The organism is Cupriavidus sp. UME77 (genome assembly GCF_014170355.1).
GTDB lineage: Bacteria > Pseudomonadota > Gammaproteobacteria > Burkholderiales > Burkholderiaceae > Cupriavidus > Cupriavidus basilensis.
This window is the reverse complement of record NZ_LZZU01000090.1, coordinates 145638-170868: the sequence shown is the minus strand read 5'-3', so window position 1 is coordinate 170868 and position 25231 is coordinate 145638. Positions and strand designations below refer to the sequence as shown.

25 protein-coding genes, 1 other RNA gene and 1 riboswitch are annotated in these 25231 nt (G+C 67.6%); of the genes, 15 read left to right on the top strand and 11 right to left on the bottom strand.

Features of this window, described 5'->3' with window-relative positions:
- The first annotated feature begins 8 nt into the window (after positions 1–8).
- The 6 genes from A9975_RS34505 to A9975_RS34480 all read left to right on the top strand — a co-directional run bounded on the left by A9975_RS34505 (position 9) and on the right by A9975_RS34480 (position 6853).
- On the top strand, positions 9–710 hold the full coding sequence (locus A9975_RS34505; protein WP_183036645.1) for an HAD family phosphatase: 702 nt from the start codon (positions 9–11) through the stop codon (positions 708–710).
- A 273-nt stretch (positions 711–983) separates the two neighbouring features.
- Positions 984–1760, top strand: coding sequence for a GntR family transcriptional regulator (locus A9975_RS34500; RefSeq protein ID WP_183036644.1), 777 nt, complete (start codon positions 984–986; stop codon positions 1758–1760).
- A 45-nt stretch (positions 1761–1805) separates the two neighbouring features.
- Positions 1806–3254 carry a malonyl-CoA decarboxylase domain-containing protein gene (locus A9975_RS34495; RefSeq protein WP_183036643.1) on the top strand — a complete coding sequence of 483 codons (1449 nt, stop codon included), beginning with the start codon at positions 1806–1808 and terminating at the stop codon, positions 3252–3254.
- A 101-nt stretch (positions 3255–3355) separates the two neighbouring features.
- Entirely contained in the window at positions 3356–4342 is a 987-nt protein-coding gene (locus tag A9975_RS34490) for a tripartite tricarboxylate transporter substrate binding protein (RefSeq protein WP_183036642.1), read from the top strand.
- A 52-nt stretch (positions 4343–4394) separates the two neighbouring features.
- Entirely contained in the window at positions 4395–5177 is a 783-nt protein-coding gene (locus A9975_RS34485) for an enoyl-CoA hydratase/isomerase family protein (protein ID WP_183036641.1), read from the top strand.
- A 122-nt stretch (positions 5178–5299) separates the two neighbouring features.
- Complete coding sequence (locus A9975_RS34480; RefSeq protein ID WP_183036799.1) at positions 5300–6853, top strand: malonyl-CoA synthase; 1554 nt, start codon at positions 5300–5302, stop codon at positions 6851–6853.
- Between the two features lie 138 nt (positions 6854–6991).
- On the opposite strand, the gene A9975_RS34475 is transcribed toward A9975_RS34480, so the two are convergent.
- From A9975_RS34475 to A9975_RS34450, 6 genes are all read right to left on the bottom strand, one after another.
- A complete protein-coding gene (locus tag A9975_RS34475; protein ID WP_183036640.1) occupies positions 6992–7693 on the bottom strand; it encodes an SIMPL domain-containing protein in 702 nt (233 codons plus the stop codon).
- Between the two features lie 120 nt (positions 7694–7813).
- Positions 7814–8626: a sulfite exporter TauE/SafE family protein gene (locus tag A9975_RS34470; protein WP_174427958.1), complete on the bottom strand. Its 813-nt coding sequence runs from the start codon at positions 8624–8626 to the stop codon at positions 7814–7816.
- 84 nt (positions 8627–8710) lie between these two features.
- Positions 8711–9205, bottom strand: a complete 495-nt coding sequence (locus A9975_RS34465; protein ID WP_174427959.1) for an EVE domain-containing protein — start codon at positions 9203–9205, stop codon at positions 8711–8713.
- Positions 9206–9389: 184 nt separating this feature from the next.
- Positions 9390–9600: non-coding RNA, 6S RNA (gene ssrS, locus A9975_RS34460), on the bottom strand.
- A gap of 314 nt (positions 9601–9914) precedes the next feature.
- Positions 9915–10256, bottom strand: coding sequence for a cell division protein ZapA (locus A9975_RS34455; RefSeq protein ID WP_183036639.1), 342 nt, complete (start codon positions 10254–10256; stop codon positions 9915–9917).
- Positions 10253–10570, bottom strand: a complete 318-nt coding sequence (locus A9975_RS34450) for a hypothetical protein (protein WP_183036798.1) — start codon at positions 10568–10570, stop codon at positions 10253–10255. The genes A9975_RS34455 and A9975_RS34450 overlap by 4 nt, the downstream gene beginning before the upstream one ends.
- Before the next feature lie 209 nt (positions 10571–10779).
- Positions 10780–11024: riboswitch (cobalamin riboswitch) on the top strand.
- 227 nt (positions 11025–11251) lie between these two features.
- Between A9975_RS34450 and A9975_RS34445 the strand changes: the two genes are divergently transcribed.
- Genes A9975_RS34445 through cobC form a run of 7 tightly spaced genes read left to right on the top strand, consistent with a single transcriptional unit; the run spans position 11252 to position 18039 of the window.
- Positions 11252–13084, top strand: coding sequence for a TonB-dependent receptor plug domain-containing protein (locus tag A9975_RS34445; RefSeq protein ID WP_370565973.1), 1833 nt, complete (start codon positions 11252–11254; stop codon positions 13082–13084).
- A gap of 21 nt (positions 13085–13105) precedes the next feature.
- Positions 13106–14104, top strand: a complete 999-nt coding sequence (locus tag A9975_RS34440; protein WP_174427962.1) for an iron ABC transporter permease — start codon at positions 13106–13108, stop codon at positions 14102–14104.
- A 5-nt stretch (positions 14105–14109) separates the two neighbouring features.
- The gene (locus tag A9975_RS34435) at positions 14110–14946 is read left to right on the top strand and encodes an ABC transporter ATP-binding protein (protein ID WP_183036637.1); all 837 of its coding nucleotides are present in this window, start codon (positions 14110–14112) and stop codon (positions 14944–14946) included.
- Complete coding sequence (gene cobO / locus A9975_RS34430) at positions 14939–15580, top strand: cob(I)yrinic acid a,c-diamide adenosyltransferase (protein ID WP_150984001.1); 642 nt, start codon at positions 14939–14941, stop codon at positions 15578–15580. The genes A9975_RS34435 and cobO overlap by 8 nt, the downstream gene beginning before the upstream one ends.
- A 52-nt stretch (positions 15581–15632) precedes the next feature.
- Positions 15633–16673: a nicotinate-nucleotide--dimethylbenzimidazole phosphoribosyltransferase gene (cobT, locus tag A9975_RS34425; RefSeq protein WP_183036636.1), complete on the top strand. Its 1041-nt coding sequence runs from the start codon at positions 15633–15635 to the stop codon at positions 16671–16673.
- 41 nt (positions 16674–16714) lie between these two features.
- Positions 16715–17479, top strand: a complete 765-nt coding sequence (locus A9975_RS34420; RefSeq protein ID WP_183036635.1) for an adenosylcobinamide-GDP ribazoletransferase — start codon at positions 16715–16717, stop codon at positions 17477–17479.
- Entirely contained in the window at positions 17464–18039 is a 576-nt protein-coding gene (cobC, locus tag A9975_RS34415) for an alpha-ribazole phosphatase family protein (RefSeq protein ID WP_183036634.1), read from the top strand. Before A9975_RS34420 ends, cobC begins: the two co-directional genes overlap by 16 nt.
- Positions 18040–18347: 308 nt before the next feature.
- Here cobC and A9975_RS34410 read toward each other — a convergent pair whose 3' ends face one another.
- Genes A9975_RS34410 through cobU form a run of 4 tightly spaced genes read right to left on the bottom strand, consistent with a single transcriptional unit; the run spans position 18348 to position 22047 of the window.
- A complete protein-coding gene (locus A9975_RS34410; RefSeq protein ID WP_183036633.1) occupies positions 18348–19271 on the bottom strand; it encodes a cobalamin-binding protein in 924 nt (307 codons plus the stop codon).
- A 6-nt stretch (positions 19272–19277) separates the two neighbouring features.
- Positions 19278–20330: a threonine-phosphate decarboxylase CobD gene (gene cobD, locus A9975_RS34405; RefSeq protein ID WP_183036632.1), complete on the bottom strand. Its 1053-nt coding sequence runs from the start codon at positions 20328–20330 to the stop codon at positions 19278–19280.
- Positions 20327–21337: an adenosylcobinamide-phosphate synthase CbiB gene (gene cbiB / locus A9975_RS34400; RefSeq protein ID WP_183036797.1), complete on the bottom strand. Its 1011-nt coding sequence runs from the start codon at positions 21335–21337 to the stop codon at positions 20327–20329. The genes cobD and cbiB overlap by 4 nt, the downstream gene beginning before the upstream one ends.
- On the bottom strand, positions 21337–22047 hold the full coding sequence (gene cobU, locus A9975_RS34395) for a bifunctional adenosylcobinamide kinase/adenosylcobinamide-phosphate guanylyltransferase (RefSeq protein ID WP_183036631.1): 711 nt from the start codon (positions 22045–22047) through the stop codon (positions 21337–21339). The genes cbiB and cobU overlap by 1 nt, the downstream gene beginning before the upstream one ends.
- Positions 22048–22203: 156 nt before the next feature.
- On the opposite strand from cobU, the gene A9975_RS34390 reads away from it, so the two are divergent.
- Both A9975_RS34390 and A9975_RS34385 read left to right on the top strand, forming a co-directional pair.
- Positions 22204–23655, top strand: a complete 1452-nt coding sequence (locus tag A9975_RS34390) for a cobyric acid synthase (protein WP_183036796.1) — start codon at positions 22204–22206, stop codon at positions 23653–23655.
- Between the two features lie 175 nt (positions 23656–23830).
- A complete protein-coding gene (locus tag A9975_RS34385) occupies positions 23831–24481 on the top strand; it encodes a ParA family protein (RefSeq protein ID WP_183036630.1) in 651 nt (216 codons plus the stop codon).
- On the opposite strand, the gene A9975_RS34380 is transcribed toward A9975_RS34385, so the two are convergent.
- Entirely contained in the window at positions 24432–25013 is a 582-nt protein-coding gene (locus tag A9975_RS34380; RefSeq protein ID WP_183036629.1) for a GNAT family N-acetyltransferase, read from the bottom strand. The two genes, A9975_RS34385 and A9975_RS34380, sit on opposite strands and share 50 nt — an antisense overlap.
- Positions 25014–25231 lie beyond the last annotated feature (218 nt).

Genomic DNA, 25231 nt, shown 5'->3' with positions numbered 1-25231 from the left:
GTCCGCAGATGAGCCCGCAGTTGACTCCGTTCACCGCTGCCATCTTCGACATGGATGGCCTGCTGATCGACTCCGAGCGCGCCATCATGCAGGCGTGGATTGGCGCCGCGCGCGAGATCGGCATCACGCTGGCGGCCAGCGACTACGTGCAGGTCATCGGCAAGGCCAAGCCGGAGTCCGATGCCCTCCTGGTGTCCTTGCTTGGCGACGAGCATGTCTTCCGCCAGGTGCAGGCGATGGCGGGCGCGCAATTGCATGCGCCGGCCACCGGGCCCCGGTTTCCGCTGAAGCCCGGCGCCAGGGAATTGCTCTCGGCGCTGCGCGGCGCGGGCATTCCCTGCGCGGTGGCGTCGTCATCCCGTGTCGAGGAGATCAAGGACCGGCTCGGGCGCGTGGGCGTGCTGGATTTCTTTTCTTCCGTCTCGGGTGGTGATGAGGTGCGCCGCGGCAAGCCGGACCCGGCGCTGTACCAGCTCGCCGCCGAGCGCCTCGGCGTGGCGCCGCGGGCGTGCCTGGCCTTCGAGGACAGCGAGAACGGCGCAACGGCCGCGAACCGCTCGGGGGCGCAGGTGGTGGTGGTGCCCGATATCAAGCCGCCTTCGCCGGTCGTGACCGGATTCAGTTTTCGGGTAATGGGCACGCTGCATGAGGCCATTGCGCACGTGCCGCACTGGTTCGGCGTCCAAGCGGCAAGGGGGTTGGCGGGCTAGTCCGCACGCGGCGCCCCGTGGCGTTCCCTGCCTTGCATTCGTCCGCGCCGCCCCCTGGCGCTGGCGACCCTGGTGAGACTGACCCTCCTGCTGATCGGCGCGCAAGCGTTGCGCGAGCGCCGGAAGGTGCTGCGCATGCGGCTGCGCAACATCGATTTGTCTTGTCATCTGGCCACCGTTATTCATAATTATGAATTATTGGGCCTGGCAAGACACATTTCACCGTGCCGCAAGCCACCCCGATGCCATTGCATTCTTCCGTCCGGAGGCACCATGCGCATCATCCAGCAGGCCCTGTACCTCGAAGTCGCGCAGCGCCTGCGCGCCATGATCGACGAGCGCGCGCTGATGCCCGGCGCCTGGATCGACGAGGCCGCGGTGGCCGAGTCGATGGGGATTTCGCGCACGCCGATGCGCGAGGCGCTCAAGGTGCTGGCCGCCGAAGGCCTGGTGCGGCTGGAGCCGCGCCGCGGCTGCTTCGTCAACGCCTTGTCCGAGCAGGACCTCGACGAGATCTTCCCGCTGATGGCGCTGCTGGAAGGCCGCTGCGCCTATGAGGCGGCGCGCAACGCCACCGCCGAGGACCTTGACGCGCTCGAAAGCCTGCATGCCGACCTGGCCCAGTATGCGCAGGCCGGCAATATCGACGCCTACTACGAAACCAACTACCAGATCCACGAAGCCATCCAGCGGCTCGCCGGCAACCGCTGGCTGTCCGGCCTGATCAGCGACCTGCGCAAGGTGCTGCGGCTGTCGCGCCACAAGAGCCTGAAGCTGCCGGGCCGCATCCGCGAATCCTGTGCCGAGCATCTGTCGGTGTTCTCCGCGCTCAAGGCGCATGACCCGGAGGGCGCCGAGACCCTGATGAAGACGCACTTGCTGCGCCAGCGCGGCGCGCTCAGGGCATTGGACGCCGCCGAGGCTGCCGAGGCTGCCGAGGTTGACGTGGTCGACGTGGTTGACGTGGTTGACGATCGCGGTGGCGATCCCATCCCCGAAGCACCGCCCGGCCGCCTGCACCTGGCCGGCAAATCATCCGTTGATCGATAGCAGCTTACTGACAGCACTTACCGACAGCCAAAAGCAGGTACGCCCATGGATTCCCTCAGCAATAGCGAACAGAAAGTCAGCGCGCCCCTGAGCGGCTTTGAGCCGTCGGCGCCAACCCTGTTGTCCCGCTTTGGCCGGTGGTGGGGCCGCAAGGGCGATGGCAACGCCAAGCCGGATGCGGTGGCCGATGCCAAGGCACAAGCCAAGGCCGTGGCGCTGCCGGCGCGCGTGCTGCGCCGGCAGCGCGAGCAACTGCGCCAGTGCTTCGATGCGCGCCTGACCGACAGCGCGGCCAACGCCGCCGCGCAAACCTGGCGGGCCGAGTACGAAGCCGCGGGCGATGACGCACGCCAGGCCATGCTCGGCGTGCTGGCCGAAGTCGCCGCCAGCGGCAGCGCGCAAGCGGATGATGAGGCCAAGGACGGCAAGGCGGACAAATCCGCGTCCGGCCCGCCGCAGGCCACATCCAATGCGCGCATCCGCTTCTTCAAGCGGCTGGCCGCGCTGCACGGTCAGGAGGGCGCGAGCGTCTGCGGCCTGCATTTCCTGATCGGCCTGCGTGCGGACATGCTGCGCTGGCACAAGCGCGTGCCGGGCCTGCGCCCGCTTGACGAGGATCTGGAGGCGCTGTTTTCCAACTGGTTCGACGTGGGCCTGCTGGAGCTGCAGCCCATCACGTGGGACTCGCCCGCATCGCTGCTGGAAAAGCTGATCCGCTACGAGGCGGTGCACGAGATCGCGTCCTGGGCGGACCTGCGCAACCGGCTCGATTCCGATCGCCGCTGCTATGCGTTCTTCCATCCGCGCATGCCGCGCGAGCCGCTGATCTTTGTCGAGGTGGCTTTTGTGCCCGAGATGGCCGCCAACGTCCACGCGCTGCTGGACGAAGCCGCGCCGCTGGAGGACCTGCGCCGCGTGAAGTGGGCGATCTTCTATTCCATCTCCAATACGCAGGCAGGCCTGCGCGGCGTGAGCTTCGGCAACTTCCTGCTCAAGCGCGTGATCGAGGAATTGCAGCGCGAGTTTCCCAAGCTCAAGCAGTTCGCCACGCTTTCGCCCATTCCCGGGTTTGCCGACTGGCTGCGCAAGCGCGATGGCGAAGCGGTGGCCAAGGTGCTGGGCGACAAGCGCCTGGCGCGCTGGCGCGAGCGCCACGGCACGCCACCCGCCGACGGCGCCGGCTGGCTGGCCGCGCTGCCTGCCGATTCCGAGGATGCGATGGTGCGCGACACGGCGCTGGCGCTGGCCGCGCATTACCTGGTGCGCGAGCGCCAGCAGGCGCTGCCGGCCGATCCGGTGGCACGCTTTCACCTGGGCAATGGCGCCTGCGTGGAGCGCCTGAATTGGGCCGCTGACCTGTCGCGCAAGGGCCGCGCGCAGTCGTGCGGGATGATGGTGAATTATCTTTACGTGCCCGAGGCGCTAGATGACAATCTGGTGCGCCTTGGCAACGGATCCCCGCGCATGAGCCGCGCGGTGAGCAAGCTGTTGTAACCCTGGTCAGGTAACAGATAAGGCCGCGGGCCGCGTTCATGGGCCATTCCAGCAGTTCTTCGTTTTGACTTTCCACAGCAGAAGAGAGAGGAGACAGAGTCATGAATCGTCGTCAGTTTCAACTGGCAGGGCTGGCTTGCGCGCTGGGCGCGGGTTTGGGCGCGGTAGCGCCCGTGGCGCAGGCTGACACCTGGCCGTCCAAGCCCATCACCGTGATCGTGCCGTTCCCGGCCGGCGGCGGCACCGATGCCTTCGCCCGCCCGCTGACCGCGCAGCTTTCCAAGCAGCTCGGCAAGCAGTTCGTGATCGATAACCGCGGCGGCGCCGGTGGCACCGTGGGCGCGAGCATCGCGGCCAAGGGCGCGCCGGACGGCTATACCGTTTTCATCGGCGGGGCGCACCACGCCATCGCACCGTCGTTCTACAAGAAGCTCGACTACGACATCGAGAAGGATTTCATTCCCATCACGGTGATCGCGCAGCCGCCGCAGGTGATCGTGGTGAACCCGGCCAAGGTCACCGCCAACACGCTGGGCGAGCTGATCTCCTATGCCAAGAAGAACCCCGGCAAGCTGAACTACGCCTCGGCCGGCAATGGCTCGTCCCACCATCTGGCGGGCGAGTTGTTCAAGCTGCAGACCAAGACCTTCATCACGCATATTCCCTACAAGGGGGCCGGCCCTGCGCTGTCCGACCTGATCGCGGGCCAGGTGGATATGGATTTCGACGGTCTCGGTTCTTCGGCCCAGCATATTCGCGCCGGCCGCATCAAGGCGCTGGCGGTGGCCTCGACCAAGCGCTCGGCCGCGTTCCCGAATGTGCCCACCGCCGCCGAGGCCGGGGTGCCTAATTACGAAGTCTCCACCTGGTATGCGATGTGGGTGCCCAAGGGCACGCCCAAGGACATCGTCGACCGGCTTTACACCGAAGTGGAGAAGGCACTGAACACGCCCGAGATGAAGCAGATCTGGCTTGCCAACGGCTCCGATACGCCGGCCTTTACGCAAGAGCAGTTCGCGCAGTTCCAGCGCGCCGAGATCAAGCGCTGGGCTACGGTGGTGCAGCAGTCCGGCGCCAAGATCGACTGATGGAGGATAGCCGCATGGTTTCTGATGTTTCCCGTGCGCGTGGAGCGCAGGCATGAGCGGCACGGTAGCGTTCGCGCGTGAGGGCGACGTGGCCACGGTCACGCTGTCCCACGCTGGCAAGCTCAATGCCATTTCCGTGGCGATGTGGCGCGCGCTGGCGCAGGGCTTTGCGGATCTGTCCGCCGATCCCTCGCTGCGCTGCGTGGTGGTGCGCGGCGCCGATGGCAACTTTGCCGCAGGCGCCGACATTGCCGAGTTCCCCGAGGAACGGGGAGACGCCGCCGCGCTGCGCCGTTACCACGAGGCGGTGATTGCGCCTGCGCTGGCCGCCATCGCGGGTTGCCTGCATCCCACGCTTGCCATGATCGAAGGGGTTTGCGTGGGTGGCGGGCTGGAGATCGCCTGCCATTGCGACCTGCGCATCGCCGCCGACGACAGCCGCTTCGGCGTGCCGATCAACCGCCTCGGCTTTCCCATGGCGCCTGGTGAGCTGACCGGGCTGCTGGCCCTGGCGGGCCGCGCCGTGACGCTGGAGATCCTGCTGGAGGGCAGGGTGTTCGGCGCCGCCGAGGCGCGCGAGAAAGGGCTGCTGACGCGCGTGGTGCCGGCAGCGGCACTCGGCGAGGAAGTCGCCGCGGCCGTCAAGCGCATCGTGGCCGGCGCGCCGCTGGCCGCCCGCATCAACAAGCAGAGCATCCGCCGCCTGGCGCCGGTGCCCGCGCCGCTCACCGCGGCGGAGCTCGACGCGCATTTCCGCTATGGCGACAGCGCCGACCATGCCGAAGGCGTGGCGGCATTCCTGGCACGCCGGCCGCCGCGCTTTAGTGGTCAATAGCAGGGGCTATATCACGGGCAAAAGCACGGGCAATCGCTTTAGGTATCATTGCCGGCTATCGATCGGATTGCCCATGCGGATTGCCCATGCTCTTGCCGATTCCGTTTTTCATCTTCCGCAATATGAACGCCAACCTGTTCGCCCTATTCGAATCCCGCTTCCCGGCGGACCGCAGTGCTTGCTGCATTGAAACCCACGACGGCCTCTACTACAGCTGGGACGACCTGGACCGCGCCACCGCCAAGATGGCCAACCTGCTGGCCGCGCTCAAGCTGCCCGAGGGCGCGCGCGTGGCGGTGCAGGTGGAAAAATCGCCCGAGGCGCTGTTCCTGTACCTCGCCACGTTGCGTGCGGGCTACATCTACCTGCCGCTCAATACCGCCTACCAGGAAGCCGAGATCGACTACTTCGTCGGCAACGCGGAGCCGGCGGTGGTGGTGTGCAGCAGCGCCAACTTCGGTTGGGTGTCCAAGGTGGCGTTCCGCCACGGCACCAAGCACGTTTTCACGCTGGACGATGACCGCTCAGGCTCGCTGTTGTCCCGCGCCGCCGTGCAACCGGACCGCTTCGCCACGGTGGCGCGTGGCGCCGACGAGCTCGCCGCCATTCTCTACACCTCGGGCACCACGGGCCGCAGCAAGGGCGCCATGCTCACGCACGGCAACCTGGCCTCCAACGCCAAGACGCTGCACGCGTACTGGGGCTGGCGCAGCGACGACGTGCTGCTGCACATGCTGCCGATCTTCCACGTGCATGGCTTGTTCGTCGCGTCGCACGGCGCGCTCTTGGCCGGTGCCAAGATGATCTGGGCGCCCAAGCTCGACATGGCGCAGATCCTCAAATTCCTGCCGCGTTGCACTGTGATGATGGGCGTGCCCACGTATTACGTGCGCATGGTGCAGGAGCCGCGCTTTGACGACGACACCTGCCGCCGCATGCGCCTGTTCGTGTCCGGCTCCGCGCCGCTGCTGATGGAGACCTTCGATGCCTTCCGCGAGCGCACGGGCCACACCATCCTGGAGCGCTACGGCATGAGCGAGACCGTGATGCTGGTCTCCAACCCGTACGACGCGCAAGACGGCGAGCGTATCGGCGGCACCGTCGGCAAGGCGCTGCCGGGGGTGTCGGTGCGCGTGGTGGATGGCGACGGCAAGCCTTGCGCGGCCGGCGAGATCGGCAATGTGGAAGTGCGTGGCCCGAACGTGTTCAAGGGCTACTGGCGCATGCCGGAGAAGACGCAGGAAGAGTTCACCGCCGACGGCTGGTTCAAGACCGGCGACGTGGGCCGCTTTGGCGGCGCCATCGTCAGCCAGGCTGGCGAGCGCAAGGTGCCTGACGACTACCTGACCATCGTCGGCCGCAGCAAGGACCTGATCATCTCCGGTGGCTACAACGTCTACCCCAAGGAGATCGAGAGCTTTATCGACGAGATGCCGGGCGTGGCGGAAAGCGCCGTGATCGGCGTGCCGCATGCCGATTTTGGCGAGGCGGTGGTGGCGGTGGTGGTTGGCAAGCCCGGTGCCTCGCTGGATGCGCTGAGCCTGATTGGCGGGCTCAAGGGGCGTATTGCCAATTTCAAGGTGCCTAAGCGCGTGCACGTGGTGGAAGAGTTGCCGCGCAACACCATGGGCAAGGTGCAGAAGAACGTGCTGCGCCAGCAGTTCGGGGCGCTGTAAGCACGGCCGCTTCTTGATGGCTCAGGCATCATGGACAAGGCCCCTGCCGCTTGCGCGGCAGGGGCCTTGTTCCGTGCATTCTGTCTTCTGCCTTCTGCCTTCTGCCTTGACCCTTGAGCCTATGGCTTTGGACGGCGCTTATTTGAGCATCTGCACCGAGCCGTTCACCGTCACGGTGACCTGGGCCTTGCCGCCCTCGACCGGCACCGGCGCGGAATCAGCCATCATGGCCTTGGCTGCGTACATGCGCGGCATCGGCTGCACCGCGCCAACCTCGCCCACCTGCACTTCACGGATGGTGTAGCTGCCGTAGCCGAACAGCTTGGTGGTGGCCTGGGCCTTGTCGCGGAACGAGGCCACGGCCTGCTCGGTCAGCTTGGTCTCGGCCGCCACGCGGGCTTCGCGCGAGAGCGAGAAGCTGATGTTCTGCACCTGCATCTGGCTGGCGAGCTGCCCCGCGAGCTTGGACACGGCGGTGAAATCGCGCGATTCCAGAATCACCTCGGCGCGGCCGCGCCAGGTGCTGATGCGCCCGTTCTTGTCGTTGGACGGATAGATGGTGAAGCCGCCCGATTGGGCCTGCACGCCATTGGTACGCTTGGCCTGCGCGATCACGTCCGCCGTCTTGGCCGACAGCGCCGAGGAGATCGCACCCGGTTCCGCGCCTTCCTGCTCGGCGGCCAGCGTCAGGTGCACCACGTCGGTCGGCACTTCGGTGGCGGCCTGGGCGGACAGCGACAGCACGCCGGCAGGGGCCGCCTCGTGGGTCGGGCCGCCGCCTTGGGCGGAGGCAACCATGGCGGTGGTACCGAGCAGCGTGGCGGCAAGCAGATGTTTCATTGGATTCTCCCTTTCAAGACGATGGGTATCAGACGCGCCGCCCAGGTGATCGTTCCGCTACGTCCCGTGCGACCTTGTATCTACTTGTATCCGCGGCATGCATCGCTGGCACCTGCGGCCTCAGAACGCGTGCCAAGCCTTCCACATCATGTAGGCCGACAGGCTGAACAGCAGGCAGGCGAAGACTTTCTTCAACTGCGCGACATCCATGCGGTGCGCGGTGCGCGCGCCCAGCGGCGCGGTCAGCACGCTGGCTACCGCGATCACCGCCAGCGCTGGCAGGTAAATGTAGCCGAGCGAGCCGGCCGGCAGCCCGGTCTGGCCCAGCCCGCTCCACACGTAGCCGATCACGCTCGCCACCGCGATGGGAAACCCGAGTGCGGCCGAGGTGGCCACGGCATTGTGAATGGGCACGTTGCACCAGGTCATGAACGGCACCGAGACAAAGCCGCCGCCCGCGCCCACCAGGCTGGACAGGAAGCCGATCACGCCGCCCGCGCCCAGCATGCCCGGTGTGCCCGGCAGTTGCCGGTGCGGGGCGGGCTTGCGGTTGCGCAGCATCTGCCACGCCGAAAAGCCCACGAATACAGCGAACAGTAGCGACAGCCAGCTGGTCTTGAGCGCCGCGAAGACCTTGCCGCCGCCGATCATGCCGCCAATCAGGATGCCGGGCGCCAGGGCCAGCACCAGCTTCCATCGCACCATGCCGCGCTTGTGGTGGGCGCGCACCGAGGACAGCGAGGTAAACAGGATGGTCGCCATGGAGGTGGCGATGGCCATATGGACGATGGCCTCAAGGGGGAAGGCCAGGGCGGTGAACAGCAGCGTGAGGAAGGGCACCATCAGCATGCCGCCGCCTACGCCAAGCAGGCCGGCGCAGAAGCCGGTAAAGGCGCCGAGCAGCAGCAGCCCGGGAATCAGGGAAAAGCTCATGACGCGGAATCGACCTTGTTGGTGTTGTAGTTATGTCGTCGGCAGCCATTGTGTCATGCCGCTGCAGTGACCACCGGTGCCGGGCTAGCGCATCAGCCGCGTGGTGATGAAACGCCATTCGGCCGGGGTCACCGGCGTGATCGACAACCGGTTGCCACGGCGCAGCACGACCATGTCGGCCAGTTCGTCATGCGCGCGCAGGTCGGCCAGCGAGATCAGCGGGCCCTTGCCGACAAAGCGCACGTCAACCAGCATCCAGCGCGGGGCATCCGGCTTGGCGGCGGCGTCGTAGTAATCGCTCTTCGGGTCGAACTGGGTGGGATCGGGGTAGGGCTGCGAGCTGACCTCGGCCAGGCCGGCAATGCCGGGCTGTGGGCAGGAGGAGTGATAGAACAGCACGCCGTCGCCGATTTGCATGCCGTCGCGCATGAAGTTGCGCGCCTGGTAGTTGCGCACGCCGGTCCATGGCAAGGTGCCGCGTTCGGCTAGCGTATCGATGCTGGCCTCGTCGGGTTCCGACTTCATCAGCCAGTACTGGCGGGCGCGCGCGGCGGCATTGGCTTGCGTGGATCGGCTCATGGGCGGGCAGGGCGTGCGTGACGTTGGCGACAGCGATATGGTGCAGCAAGCACGGCCAAAAGAAAACCGTCTGGCGGATGTGGGCCGTGGCGCAAAAAACAGAGGGAGGGCACTGCAGAGGCAACGCAGGTCAACCTGCGCCACAAAAGGAAAAGGCGGTGGTTGAATAACCACCGCCTTTAGAGGGGTCCCCGCCTCGGCCGCTGGATCGGCATCCTGAACCCAAGTGAGGTTCAGAGTGGCTGCGGAAGCCGCATTTCGGGTACATCACCGGTTCAGGGAGTCCAGACTGCAACTATGAACCATGCGACGCGCTCGCCCACACGGCATAATCCCGCACCAACAAATGCTTATCGGTTCAAGGAATATGATCCTGACGAACCAGGCAGGGAAACTGTCAAACGTCTGACTTTTTTTGCACTGCCAAACGCGTACTGCTTTGGCATGGCTGTCAGACGTTTGCCGTTTCTAACTTGGATGGGATGAAAACGGCGGTCAGGCGCGATAACCCGACCTAAGGTGCCGCAACTATGTGGCTTGGTGCGGCTTGGCTCCACTATACACCGCGAGGCTTTCCATACCAAGCCCGTCTTTGCGTGTCGTTACATTTTGCTGACGCGCGCGGCATGTGGGGCACATCGGGCCGAAATCGCGAGCGTATCGCCGCCTACCTGTGCCGTGCGGTACACCGCCGGCGCAGGGCAGGGCGTCAGTTGCGCGGCACGGGCGAATTGGTGCCCACATGCGCGTACTGGCGCAGGGCTTCGTCCGCGCGTTCGTTCAGCTCGCGAATGCGCGCACGCACGGCATCGACGGGAATCGCGCCATCGTCTTGCTGCTTGCGCTTGAGCGCGAGCAGGTCCGAGGCGATGCTGATCGCGGCCATCACGGCAACGCGTTCCACGCCCTTGGCGGATACCCCGCCCTTGAGCCGGGTCATCTGGCCGTCTACCAGTGCCACGGCCTCCAGCAGCGCGGCCTCGTTGTCGGCGGCAATGGCGAACCGGTAGGACTGGCCGGCAATGTTCACTTCGACTTGCTTATTGCTCATGCGTTTTCTCCGGGGGCCTTCTGTTCGGCGCGGCCGGCCGCGTCGCCTTCGCCCAGCAGGTCGAGCTGGCGGGCGTCGCTGGCGGTGGGCAGCTTGTCCAGGATCGACTGGATGCGCAGCTGCGCTTCCTCGATCTTGATATTGAGCAGCTCGCGGTCGGCGGCCATGGCTTCACGGTCGCCGCGCAGCTGGCTGGCGTCGGCCTGCAGGCGTTCGATCTCCTCGCGCAGCCGCTGGTTCTCCGCCGCCAGGGTATCGGCATGGTGCAGCACACGCCCGATCTTGGCGGCGAGTTGTTCGAGTTCGGTGAGCATAGAGCCTGTCATATCTAGGGTCTCGGGTTTTGGGATTTTAGCCCAAGCGCTATCGTGCGGACGGCGAACGCAGACGTGTGTGACCGGGCCTGCGTGCCGAAGTTGCATGCATCGTCGTTTAACGGCATCCGTGGCGACGGCTTTATGCCTGTTTCCAGGCGCTTTCCCCGTGTTTTGCCGCGGCATTGACGCTTGCCTCGAAACTGCCTACACTCGCGCACGTTCCAGGTGCTCGTAATCCTATTCACTACAGGGTTGCAGTTCAACGGGAAACAGGGAGCCAGCCGCAGCCGCCAGGGCAGGGCCGAGCCAACCTGTGCTGCCCCCGCAACGGTAAGCGACCGTGATCGCAAGATCGCAAGGCCGACCACTCAGCCACTGAACCGCAAGGTTCGGGAAGGCGGTCGGACTGGTGTCGTCAGCCCGGATACCGGCCTGGATGAGAGTGCGCCGCCCTCCGCTGCTTTTTGCCGCGCAAGCCAGCGGCGTGCTTCGTCGCCAGACGGTCCGCGGGGGAACGGACCAGGCAGCTCTCTCCCACTTCGCATCATGCGCTTTTCGCCCTCCACGTCGAGCCGCCCGGCATTGCCGGCGCGCCGCCACACCATACCCGTTTTCGTCTTGCGGCAACTGCCCGCCACGCTTGCCGCCTGGCTTGCCATGAGCGCGCCCGGCGCGGCCATGGCCCAGTCCGCCGGGCAATCCGCTGCGCAGCCCGCGCCCGACGCGCAACTCGACCCGGTGGTGGTCACTGCCACCCGCACTGCACAGCCTTTGACCGAGGCGCTGCCGCATACCACCGTGGTGACCCAGCAGGATATCGTCAACTCGCAAGCCATCGACCTGCGCTCGTTGCTGCGCACGCAGGCCGGTGTGGAGTTCGCCGCCAATGGCGGCCTGGGTGCCAATACCAGCCTGTTCATGCGCGGGGCCAACTCCAACCAGACGCTGATCCTGATCGACGGCGTGCGGATCTCGGCGGCCAGCAGCGGCACGGCCCAGCTGTCGAACATCCTGCCCGACCAGATCGACCATATCGAGATCGTGCGCGGCAACGTCTCCGCGCTGTACGGCTCGGATGCGATCGGCGGCGTGGTGCAGATCTTCACCAAGAGCGGCGCGGGCCAGGCTCCGGCGGCCAACGCGCAGATCGAGTACGGCAGCAACAATACGCGCCAGGGTACGGTGGGCTATGGCGGCCAGGTGGGCGATACCTCGTTCAATATCACCGGGTCGGCAGTCAAGACAGACGGTTTTTCGGCGATCAATGCGGCCCAATGGAACGGTGACAATCCGGCCAAGGCAAAGAAGGGCATTGGCCCGAACCCGAACGACAACCCCTACGACAACAAGAGCGTATCGGGCCAGGTGAAGCATCGTTTCACCAGCGACTGGGACGCCGGCGTCACCGCCTACTACTCGAAGAGCAAGCTCTCCTACGACTCCACGACAGGCAAACCGACCGATGTCTGGTGGATGAACAGCGAGTTGTACACCGTATCCGCCTTTGTCAACGGCAGGATTACCCGGAACTGGACCACACATTTCAAGGTCGCGCAGAGCGGGGACAATAGCGAAAACACCTTGAACGGACTGTTCAACAGCAACTTCAACACGCGCAATCGCCAGTACACCTGGCAGAACGAATATGCGCTGGCGCCGACCCATAAGCTGCTGTTCGGCACGGAGTATGCGCAGCAGGAATTCAGCTCAAACACGTATGGCGCGCCGGGCCGCAATATTGCGTCGGTGTTCGGGGGCTACGATGGCCGGCTGGGCAAGCACCAGCTGCAGCTCAATGTGCGCAACGACCGCTACTCGGACTTCGGCAGCCAGGCCAGCTACTTCGCAGGCTATGGCTATAACGTGACCGAGGCGTTCAAGCTGATCGCCAACGCCAGCAACGCCTTTCGCGCGCCGACGTTCAACGAGCTCTACTATCCTGGCTACGGCCAGCCGGGCATCCAGCCAGAGCGCGCCAAGTCGGTCGAGCTGGGCGCGCAGTACAACACCGATGCCGCCGGCCTGCTGCGCGTGACGGCGTTCGAGACCCGCTACGACAACCTGATCACCTCGGCGCTGCAGCCCAACGGCCTGTACCTGGCGCAAAATGTCAACAAGGCCAAGGTGCAAGGCATCGAAGCCTCCTGGCGCGCCAAGCTGATGGGCACCGACGTGGGCGCCAGCATCACCTTCCAGAATCCGGTGGATGAGCAGAGCAATACGCAGTTGCTGCGCCGCGCGCGCCGCCATGCCGCCTTCGATGTGGGCCGCCAGTTCGGCGACTTCCGCCTGGGCGGCGAGTGGATCATCTCCTCGACGCGCATGGATAGCGGCTCGCGCACGTTGGGCGGATACGGTATCGTCAACCTCAATGCCCGCTATAACATCGACAAACAATGGTTCGTGGCCGCCCGTGTGGAAAACCTGTTCGACAAGAACTACCAGCTCGCCTATCCCTTCAACACGCAGGGACGCGCCGGCTTTGTCACGCTGGGCTGGCGTCAGAAATGACAATGAGGATGGCAGCCTGACATGCGCCGCGCGCTAGCCGTCTGGCTGATGCTTGCCGCCGCCGGCGTGGCGGTGTTCCTGCTGTCGCTGGCGGTGGGCAGCGTGCCGTTGTCGGGTGCGCAGGTCTGGCACGCGCTGTCCGTCGGCGCCGACGATACCGCCGGGGCCATCGTGCGTGAACTGCGGCTGCCGCGCGCGGCCGCGGCATTCGCTTGCGGCGGCCTGCTGGCGCTGACCGGCGCGCTGATGCAGGTGCTGCTGCGCAACCCGCTGGCCGAGCCCTATGTGCTTGGCGTATCGGGCGGCGCGGCCACCGGCGCGCTCACCGCCATGCTGATGATGTGGCCACTGTGGACGGTGCAGGCCGGCGCGGCCGGCGGTGCGCTGTTCTCGATGGTGCTGGTGGCGACGCTGGCGCGGCGCGACCTGCTGCATCCGCAGGTGCAGGGCGGGCATCATGAGGCCGGCTCGCGCCTGCTGCTGACCGGCGTGATCCTGGCCGCTGGCTGGGGCGCGCTGATTACCCTGATTTTGAGCGTGGCGCCCGAGGCCCGTTTGCGCGGCATGCTGTTCTGGCTGACGGGCGACCTGGGCGGCACCGCCAGCTACGGCCTTGCGCTGGGTGCGCTGGCGCTGGCCGTGCTGCTGGCCATGCCGATGGCGCGCTCGCTCAATGCCATGCTGATGGGCGAGACCGTGGCGCAGGCGCTGGGCGTGCGCGTCGGCGCGGTGCGCCTGTCGGTGTTCGTGCTGGCCTCGCTGGCAATCGCGGTGGCCATTACCTCGGCCGGCTCGATCGGCTTTGTCGGGCTGGTGGTGCCGCACCTGGTGCGCCTTGCCTGGGGCAACGACCAACGCCTGATGTTGCCTGCCTCGGCCTTGCTGGGCGGCACCTTGCTGATGGCCGCCGACCTGGTGGCGCGCACGGTGATTGCGCCGGCGCAGTTGCCGGTGGGCGTGATCACAGCGCTGCTGGGCGTGCCGACCTTCCTCTTTCTACTGCTGCGCAGGCCGCGCTGACTACCATGCCGACCTGGAACGAACCCGTCTGCGCTTGTCCGCCGCTGGTGCTGCAGTCCTTGCAGTTGCGCGCCGGCGCGCGCGTGCTGCTCGATGGCCTGAGCCTGTCCATGCAGGCGGGCGAGCTGTGGTGCATCGTGGGCCCGAACGGCGTCGGCAAGTCCACGCTGATGTCGGTGCTGGCCGGGCTGCGCAAGCCGGACGGCGGCGCGGTGCTGCTCGATGGCCGCGCGCCGCTGGAGACGCCGCCCGCGGCCCTGGCATTGCGCCGCGCCTACCTGCCTCAGGCGGTGCACGACACCTTCTCGATGTCGGTGCGCGACGCCGTGGCGGTCGGCCGTCACCCGCATCTCTCCGGCTGGGGCTGGGCCGGCCGCGAGGACGACGCGGTGGTCGCGGCCGTGATGCACGAGATGGATCTCGATGCGCTGGCCGGGCGCGACGTGCTGACCCTGTCCGGCGGCGAGCGCCAGCGCGTTTCGCTGGCCGCCACGCTGGCGCAACAGGCGCCGCTGCTGATGCTGGACGAACCCGCCGCCCACCTCGACCTGCGCCACCAGATCATGGTGCTGGAAACCCTGGCGCGGCTGGCCCGCGCCGGCCGCCACGCCATCGTGGTGATCCTGCACGACCTTAACCTGGCGCGGCGCTACGCGACCCATGCTTTGCTGCTGGCCGAAGACGGCCTGTGCCTGCATGGCCCCGCCGCGCAGGTCCTGACCCCCGCGCATTGCTCGCATGCGCTGCGCACGCCCATTGTCAGCGTCAGCGACGGCCGCCATACCGCGCTGATTGCCGACGGGGCGTATTCTCCCGTACCGGACGAAACCCGACATGACTGAACCCAAAGCCCTTGAGACTTCCACCTCGGAAGATGCCGCCCGCGACGAGCGCCACAAGGCGCGCATGCTGCGCAAGAAGGATGTCGTGGATGCCAAGATCGCCGCGGCGCAGGACGAGCGCGGCGTGATCGTCATCACCACCGGCAATGGCAAGGGCAAATCCAGCTCCGGCTTTGGCATGGTGGTGCGCGCGCTTGGCCACGGCATGCAGGCCGGCGTGGTGCAATTCATCAAGGGCGCGATTCCCAGCGGAGAGGAATTGTTCCTGCGGCGCTTTCCTGAGCAGTGCGCCTTCCATGTGATGGGCGAGGGCTACACCTGGGAAACCCAGGATCGCGCGCGCGACGTGGCCAAGGCCCAGGCCGCGTGGGAGGTGGCGCGCTCGCTGCTGCGCGACCCGTCGATCGGGCTGGTGCTGCTGGACGAGCTCAATATCGCGCTCAAGCTGCACTACCTGGATGTCGACACCGTCATCGCCGACCTGCGTGCCCGCCCGCCGATGCAGCACGTGGTCATCACCGGCCGCGGCGCGCCGCCCGCGCTGATCGAGGCGGCGGATACCGTGACGGACATGACGCCGGTCAAGCATGCCTTCCAGCAAGGCATCAAGGCCCAACGTGGCGTCGAGATGTAAAACGTCTATCCTTGTTCCAGCGAATCTTTTCTCAGCCACACCAAGAAATACCATGCAGTTACCCGCCATCACCCCGCTCGACGCCTCCCTGCGCCCGACCCTGCAAGCCGCCATCGATGCCAAGACCAAGCCGCTCGGCGCGCTCGGCCGGCTCGAGGATCTGGCCTTGCAGATCGGCCTGATTACCGGCAGTGGCACGCCGGAGCTCAAGCGTCCCGCGGTGATCGTGTTCGCCGGGGACCACGGCGTGGCCGATGCCGGCGTGAGCGCCTATCCGGCCGAGGTCACGGCGCAGATGGTGCTCAACTTCCTGGCCGGGGGCGCGGCCATCAATGTGTTCTCGCGCCTGCACGGGCTGGCGCTGGAGGTGGTGGACGCGGGGGTGCGCGTGCCGCTGCCGTCCGCGCCCGGGCTGGTCAACTGCCGCATTGCCGCGGGCACGCGCAATTTTGCCTCTGAGCGCGCCATGAGCTCGGAGCAGGTGCAGGCGGCGCTCACCGCCGGCATGGCGCGCGTGCTGCGCCACGCGCAGCAGGGCAGCAACGTGATTGGCTTTGGCGAGATGGGCATTGCCAATACCTCGTCGGCCGCTTGCCTGGTGAGCCGGCTTACCGATACACCGATCGAGGACTGCATCGGCCGAGGCACCGGCCTGGACGACGCGGGCCTCGCGCGCAAGCGCGCGGTGCTGGCGCAGGCGCTGGCATTGCACGCGGACGCGGTGGAGCCGCTCGATGTACTGGCCGCATTCGGCGGCTTCGAGATCGCCATGATGACCGGCGCCTTCCTCGCCGCGGCCGCCAGCCGCATGGTGATCCTGGTCGATGGCTTTATCGCCTCGGCCGCGCTGCTGGTGGCGCAGCGCCTCGCGCCCGAGGTGCTGGAGTACTGCGTGTTCTCGCATTGCTCGCACGAGCACGGCCACCGGCGCCTGCTGGATTATTTCGGCGCCGAGCCGCTGCTGGCGCTGGACCTGCGCCTGGGCGAGGGCACTGGCGCCGCGCTGGCCTATCCGCTGGTCGCGTCGGCCGCAGCCTTCCTGCGCGAGATGGCCACCTTCGGCGCGGCCGGCGTCAGCACCGCGTCGGCGTAGACTGCGGCACGCTTTCGCTACCTGGCCTAACGCACCCGCCCATGCTCGACGAACTTCGCTACTTCCTGACCGCCGTCGGCTACTTCACGCGGGTGCCGGTGCCGCGCTGGGTTGGTTTTGCGCCGCACTACCTGAACGCGGCGGCGCGTTACTTTCCGCTGGTGGGGTTGCTGGTTGGCGTGCTGGGCGCGCTGGCTAGCTGGGGCGCGCTGCTGTGGTGGCCGCCGGGTGTGGCCTTGCTGCTGGGCATGGCCGTGACGCTGCTGGCCACCGGCGCTTTTCACGAGGACGGCCTGGCCGACTGCGTCGATGCCTTTGGCGGCGGCTACCGGCGCGAGGACGTGCTGCGCATCATGCACGACTCGCGCATTGGCGCATTTGGCGCTATTGCGCTGGTGGTGGCGCTGCTGCTCAAGTGGCAACTGCTGGTGGCGATTGCCGCGCGCAGCGGCATGGTGGAGTTGCTGCTGGTGCTGGTGGCCGCGCATGCGGCCAGCCGCGCCATGGCGGTGAGCTATCTTGCCACGCTGGACTACGTGCGTGCCGAGGGCAAGGCCAAGCCGGTGGCACAGCGGCTGTCCGGCATCGGGCTGGGTTTCACGCTGCTTTGCGGTGGGTTGCCGCTGCTGCTGGTGTCGCCGCTGTTTGCTGCTGTGGTGATCGTTGCCTTGGTGGCGCTGCGCTTTTTGCTGGGGCGCTACTTTGTTCGCCGCATTGGCGGTTACACCGGCGATTGCCTCGGCATGGCGCAGCAACTGGCCGAGTTGTTGATCTATCTGGTGGCGGCGGCATGGACCTGGTCCTGATCCGCCACGCGGCGCCCGAGGTTGCGCAGGGGATCTGCTATGGCGCGCTTGACCTGCCGCTGGCTCAGCCCGTTTTGCCCGCGCCTGCGCGCATGCTGCTGGCGCTCGATGGCCTTGCGCCGCAGCGCATTGTTTGCAGCACGATGACGCGGGCTCGCGCCACGGCTGATTTACTTGCGGGGGATTTCGGGTTGGTGCCGCAAGCCGACGCGCAGTTGCGCGAACTCGATTTTGGCCGTTGGGAAGGCCTCGCATGGGACGCCGTGCCGCGCGCCGAGCTGGATGCGTGGGCTGCGGATCTGCTGCATGCGCGGCCTCATGGGGGCGAGACTGTCGCGCAGGCGATGGCGCGTGTGGCGGCCTGGGCTGATGCCTTGCCGGTGGATGCTCCGGACCGGCTGTGGGTTGTTGCTCATGCGGGGCCGATGCGTATGCTGGCGGCGCACTGGCTCGGGGTGCCGCTGGCTACTACGCTGGGGTGGGATCTTGGTTATGGGGCGAGTTGCCGGTTTACGCTGGGTGGTGGTTTGGCGCGGTTGCGGTGGTGGAATCGGGGTTGAGGTTGTGGGTGTTGGGTGATGACTGCAACTGCAACTTCAACGGCTTAACGTCAAGGGCAACTGCAACTGCAACTGCAGTTTCACCACCCCTGCGGGGCGCCCCATACGGCCTTGGCACACCTCCACGGCTCGCTTCGCATCGCGCTTGGGTGATTTCCGCCCCTCGGGCGGGAATCACTGGCTACACCAGTTGGTTGATCTTGCCGCTGGTTGGCTCCCCTCTCCCACTTGTGGGAGAGGGGCCGGGGGAGAGGGCGGGCGCTCGTCAAGTACGGGATGTCAGACCTGACCCTTGACCTGTCTTGCTCTTACTGCGCTGGCCGTTTGCGCCTTGCGTTGTCCAGGTCCTTGCACACGACTTCCGCGCCTTGGGCGATGCGTGGTCCGGCGCGGTTGACCAGGTCGCCGTCTATGGCGTAGAGGTTGCCACGTGCCACGGCGGTTACCTGTTTCCAGCGTTCCCACATGGCGAAGTCCGGCAGCGGCCGGTCGGAGCGGGTCGCGCCCATGCTGGCGGTCATCATGACTTCAGGGTTGCCTGCTACCACGGATTCCACCGAGACCGTCGGCACCAGCAGCGCTTCGTTGGCGAACAGGTTGCGCCCGCCGCATAGCGCGAGTACGTCGCTGATCAGGTGCTGGCCGCTGAGCGTCATCAGGGGTTGTTGCCATACCTGGTAGAACACCGTCACCGGCGCACGTGCCGCATAGGTCTGGCGCAGCTTGTCGATCTGCTGGCGGAAGCTGGTGGCAGCGCTGTTGGCGGTGGGCTCGGTGCCGAGCAGCACGCCCATTCTCTCGATATTGCTGGGGATGCCTTCGAGCTTGCGCGGCTCGCTGTAGAACAGCGGCAGGCCGAGCGCGCGCAGGCGGTCGGTTTGTTTCTGCGCATTGCCGTGGCGCCACACCACGATCAGGTCGGGCTTGAGCGCGGCGATGCGTTCGAGATCCAGCGCCTTGTTGTCGCCGACCCGCGGGATGTCGCGGGCCTGTGGCGGGTAGTCGCTGTAGCTTACGGTGCCGACGATGCGCGAGCCGCCGCCGGCGGCGTAGAGCATTTCGGTGACGTGCGGCGCGAGCGAGATCACGCGGCGCGCGGGCTGGTCCAGCGTGACGGTCTGGCCGGCGTCATCGACCACGGATACGGCGGCGCCGGCTTGGCTGCAAAGGGCGCCGCCCAGCAGCGCGGCGAGGACCAGCAGGGCACGGGTAGTGATCGAGGTAGGCGTCATCGGGCGTTAGCTGGATAGGGTGCTGGTGTCGGAGCGCGTTGTCGCAAGGGCTTGGGCCAGAGCCGCATCGAGCCGCTGCCACGCGGGCTCCTGCGCGGGTGGCAAACCCAGGCGCAGGCTTGGCAATACGCCAGGGATGCCCGGCGGTGCGTCGAACAGCCGCGCCCACACGCCTTGCCGCGCGAGCGCTTCATGCAGGCGTGCGGCATCGGCATGCGGCACCCAGCTGAACAAGGGGCGGCCCACGGGCGTCAGGCCGTGCTTGCGCAACAGCGTCGCGAGCCGGATGCCGGCTTGTTGCAAACGGTCGCGCGTGGCCGCCTGCCAGGCGCGATCGGCCAGGGCCAGGCGCGCCACCGCGCGTGCGGGGCCGGCCACGGTCCAGTGGCCGAGCTGCTCGGCCAGCGCTGCCAGCAATGCGGGCTCGGCCAGCACAAAGCCGCAGCGCACGCCGGCCAGGCCGTAGAACTTGCCCAGCGAGCGCAGCACCACCATGCCAGGGCGATCCGCCAGCGCGGCCAGCGAGCGCTCGGGCGTGCAATCCATGAAGGCTTCGTCGAGCAGCAGTGTGCCGCCACGTGCGGCGAGAGCCGCGTGCCAGGTCCGCAGCGTGGCTTGCGCAAGCGTGCGCCCGGTTGGGTTGTTCGGGTTTACCACCACGAGGTGATCGAGCTGCGCGGCCAGGTCCGCGCGGGCGAAATCCGTCTCCGCGAGCGGCACTACCTCATGCCCTGCGCGTGCGAAGGCGGGTGCGTATTCGCTGTATCCCTGCACCGCCACGCCGACGCGCCCGGGCCTGAGCAGTTGTGGCAGCGTGCGGATGGCGGCCTGCGAGCCGGCCACCGGCAGCGCGCGCGGCGCGCCGTAGGCCTGCGCGGCCAGTTCGGCCAGGCCATCGTCATCTTGCGGCAGCCGCAGCCACGCGTCGGCGGGCAGGGCTGGCACGGGATAGCCGTCCGGGTTGATGCCGGTGGAAAGATCGAGCCAGTCTTCGACCGGACGGCCATGGCGGCGCGCGGCGGCGAGCAGGTCGCCGCCGTGGCGGATCGGAGTACTCATGCTAAGCCGTAGTGGAGGAGGGCGGCGCTGGCGCCGGAAGCGGCGAGCCACAGCCACAGTGTGCGTTGAACAAGGCGCAGGCAGGCATGCACATCGGCCGCGCCGGGCGCGTGGCCCATGCCCAGCGGCGGGCGCTCTTCCCATTCGCCGTGATAGCGGGCGGGGCCGCCCAGCGCCACGCCGACGGCACCGGCGCCGGCCGCCATGACCGGGCCCGCATTGGGGCTGGACCATGCCGGTGCCTGCGCGCGCCAGCAGCGCAGCGCCTGGGCAGTGCGCCCGAGCAGCGCGTACGAGAGCGCGGTCAGGCGCGCGGGCGCCAGGTTGAGCACATCGTCAAGCCGTGCAGCCGCCCAGCCGAAATGCAGCAGGCGCGGCGTGCGGTAGCCCCACATCGCATCGAGCGTGTTGGCGAGGCGATAGGCGATCACGGCGGGCGCGCCGCCGACCAGGAACCAGAACAAGGCGCCGAAGATGGCGTCGTTGCCGTTCTCCAGCGCCGATTCGCAGGCGGCGCGGGCCAGTGCTTCGGTATCCGCGTCGGTGGTGTCGCGCGAGACGATGCGAGCCGTGAGTTGGCGCGCATCGGCCAGATTGCCCTGCGTGAGCGCCGTGGCGATCGGCGCAATATGCTGGGCCAGGCTGCGCGCGCCCAGTGCCGCGTAGAGTGCCAGCGCTTGCAGCAGCCACGCCAGCGCCGCGCTGAATTGCGCGGCGACATGCACCAGCAGGGCGGCCAGCGCGGCCGGCACCAGCACCATCAGCGCCCAGGCGGCCAGGCCGGTGAGCCGCTGGCGCAGCGGCGCGCCGGCCTGGCCACGGCTCAGGCGGCGTTCAAGTGCTGCCGCAAGACGGCCGAAGCCAACCAGCGGATGCCAGCGGCGCGGCTCGCCCAGCCATTGGTCCAGCAAGACGCCGGCTACGGCCGCGGCCACGCAGGCTTGCCAGCTGAATAGGGGAAACGGCCACCATGAAGACAGCAATGGCAGCGATGGCAGCCACGACATCACGCCGGGTCGGCGCCTTTCACGCTGACAGGGAGGCCGGCCACCAGCAGGCGCACGCGGTCCGCGGCGGCGGCCAGCTTCTGGTTCAGGCGGCCCAGTTCGTCGACATAGAAGCGGGTGATGGCGCCCATCGGCACCACGCCGAAACCGATCTCGTTGGAGACCAGGATCACGTGCCCGGGCAGGGTGGGTAGAGCGGTCAGCAGCGCGTCGATTTCCTCGGTGAAGGCGGCCGGTGGCGTTACCAGGCCGTGCTCGGGATAACTGCGCGCATCGAGGAACAGCAGGTTGTTGAGCCACAGCGTGACGCAGTCGACCAGGATGCAGCCATCGTGGGTGGCATGAGCATATAGCGCATCCGCCAGATGCAGCGGCGCTTCGACCAGGCCCCACTCGGCCGGGCGCCGCGCGCGGTGCAGCGCGATGCGCACCTCCATTTCTTCGTCGGCGCTGTCCTGGCCGTGGCGTGCGGTAGCGATATAGGTAACGGGGCCGCCGGTGGCAGCGGCATGGTCGGTGGCCATCTGCTCGGCAAAGTGGCTCTTGCCGGAGCGCGCGCCGCCCAGCACCAGCGTGAGCTGGCGCGCGCGGCCCGGGACGGCAGCGGCGTGCGGCGCGGCTGCGGCCTGGGGCGCGCGTTCGCTGGCCGGCGCATGGGTGGATGCGCGCACGGGCTCGGTGGCGGTGGCAGAAGCGTTGGCCGGGGTCATCCGGGTATTGTAGCGGGCGCATCCATGGATCGCACGCCCGCGATGGCCCGCGCACAGGGCAGCGCCGCGGGCCGCCGATGCGATAATCCCACGATGCAAAAAAACTCCTCCGAAGCCGCTGGCGCGGCATTGCCAGGTGGCTTGCGCGGTACCTTGATGGTGCAGGGCACCACCTCCGACGCGGGCAAGAGCACGCTGGTGGCGGGCCTGTGCCGGGTGCTGGCGCGCGCGGGCGTGCGCGTGGTCCCGTTCAAGCCCCAGAACATGGCGCTCAACAGCGCGGTCACCGCGGACGGTGGCGAGATCGGGCGCGCCCAGGCCTTGCAGGCCGCCGCCGCCGGGCTGGCGCCGCACACCGATATGAACCCGGTGCTGCTCAAGCCGAGCAGCGATACCGGCGCTCAGATCATCATCCACGGCCAGGCGCGGATGGATCTGGACGCGCGGGCCTATCACGCTTATAAGCCGGTGGCGATGCAGGCGGTGCTGGCGTCGCACCAGCGCCTGTCCAGCGCCTACGAGGTGGTGATGGTGGAAGGCGCCGGCAGCCCGGCGGAGATCAACCTGCGTGAGCGCGACATCGCCAATATGGGGTTTGCCGAAGCGGTGGACTGCCCGGTGGTGCTGGTGGCCGACATCGACCGCGGCGGCGTGTTCGCCCATCTGGTGGGCACGCTGGACTGCCTGTCGGCGTCGGAGCGCGCGCGCATCAAGGGTTTCATCATCAACCGTTTCCGCGGCGATATCGCGCTGCTGCAGCCCGGGCTGGACTGGCTGGAGGCGCGCACCGGCAAGCCCGTGCTGGGCGTGCTGCCCTACCTGCACGGCTTGCACCTGGATGCCGAGGACGCCATCATCGGCGCGCAGGCGGCCAAGCGGGGCGAACTGCTGCGCGTGATTGTGCCGGTGCTGCCGCGCATTTCCAATCACACGGATTTCGATGCGCTGCGCGCGCATCCGCAGGTGGACCTGCGCTTTATCGGCCCCGGCATGCCGATCCCGCCGGCGGACCTGATCGTGCTGCCGGGCAGCAAGAGCGTGCGCGCCGACCTGGCTTTCCTGCGTGCCAATGGCTGGGAGCCAGCCTTGCTGCGGCACCTGCGCTATGGCGGCAAGGTCATCGGTATTTGCGGCGGCATGCAGATGCTGGGCCGGCGCGTGGATGACCCGGCGGGCAACGAGGGCAAGGCCGGCAGCAGCGAAGGTTTTGGCCTGCTCGACTACGACACCGTGCTGGCGCCGCACAAGCAGTTGCGCGTGGTGAGCGGCCGGCTGGCGCTGGATGAGGCCACCGAGGCCGCCGTGCAAGGCTACGAGATCCATATGGGCGTGACCACCGGCCCCGCGCTGGCGCGCCCGGCGCTATGGCTGGAAGGCGAGCGCCCGGACGGCGCGCAATCGGAGGACGGGCAGGTGCTGGCTTCCTACGTGCACGGGCTGTTCGACCAGCCGCAGGCTTGCGGCGCACTGCTGCGCTGGGCCGGGCTGGCGCGGGCGGACGGGGTCGACCTGGCCGCGCTGCGCGAGGCCTCGCTGGAGCGCCTGGCGGACACGCTCGTCGCGCACCTTGACATGGATGCGTTGCTGGCGCCGCTGCAGGTGTCATAGCGGCTGTCATAGCGGCTGTCAAAGCGGGCCCGGCCGCCTCCCGCGGCAACTGCTAAACTCGCAGGCGGGCTCGCTCCGCCAGGGCCCGGCAGCGACCAATGGCAGGGCCATGGCGGAACCCGGAGCGGCGCGCTCGCCGGCGGCGCTGCCATGGAAAGCCATTGCGGAGACAACCATGCCCGTAGTCGTGATCGCCAATCCCAAAGGCGGCGTAGGCAAGACCACGCTGGCCACCAACCTGGCGGGCTACTTCGCCAGCGCCGGCCACGCCGTGATGCTGGGCGACACGGACCGCCAGCAATCCTCGCGCGCCTGGCTGGGTTTGCGCCCGGCCTCGGCACCGGCCATCCGCACCTGGGACATCAGCGCTGACCAGATCGCGCGTCCCCCCAAAGGCACTACCCATGTGGTGCTGGATACCCCGGCCGGCCTGCATGGCTGGCGCTTCAACGATGTGATGAAACTGGCGCACCGCGTGGTGGTGCCGCTGCAACCGTCGCTGTTCGATATCCTCGCCACCCAGGATTTCCTCACCCGGCTCGCCGACGACAAGCGCGTGCGCCATGGCGAGGTGGAGGTGGGCGTGATCGGCATGCGGGTCGACCTGCGCACCCGCGCGGCCGAGCAGCTGCAGCGCTTTGTCGCGGGTCTGGGGCTGCCAGTGCTGGGTTTTCTGCGCGATACCCAGAACTACGTCCAGCTTGCCGCGCACGGCCTGACGCTGTGGGATGTGGCGCCGTCACGCGTGGCGCGGGACTGGGAGCAGTGGCAGCCGATCATCGGCTGGCTGGAGCAGCCGGCGCTGGCCAGGCGCCCAGCCGCCTGAGCAGGGCATCCACGGACGGCCAGCTCACCCGGCGCACTGCCACGATCAGATCGGCGCCGGGAAACTGGTCGTCGAACGCCGCGCTCTCCACGCCGTCAAGGCGCCGGTAGAACTCGCGCGCCTGGGTGTTGCCGTCCAGCACATAGAGAAAGAGTGGTTGCCCGTGCCAGCCGACGGCGGCACGCTGCGCGCAATGCGCGAACAGGCGCTTGCCAAGCCCTAGCCCGTGCCATCCCGGCATCACATGCAAATTGTCCAGATACACGCCATATTGCGGCTCGGCCTCGGGTTGCAGGCAGGCAAAGCCGGCGGGCGTGCCGTCCACGCGCACGAGCGTGACTTCCACCGGGCCATCGGCGCCATCTGCCAGGCGAGCCTGCCAGGCCTGCGCGCGCTGGGCCGGTGCTTCGCGCTCCAGGTAGTCCGCCGGCAACAGGCCTTGGTAGGCATGGCGCCAGCTCTGCGTGTGCAGGTCGGCAATCAGCGCGGCATCATGCGGGCCGGCAGGTAGCAATTCGATGGAATGGGTCATCTTCAAGGGAGTCGTCCGGGGCCTGCAATGGGCGCGATCCACATTCTGCCGCAATCCAGGCGAGCCTCGCCACGGTCTTGCGCCTGTCAGGCACTGGCGGGCCCTGCCTGTTAGAATCGCGAATCTTTCGCATTCTCATTATGGTGGCGTGATGCGTTCGTCTCACGCCTGCATGGGGTCCGAAAACGCAATCCCCACAACCTCCCAATCTGCTCCCC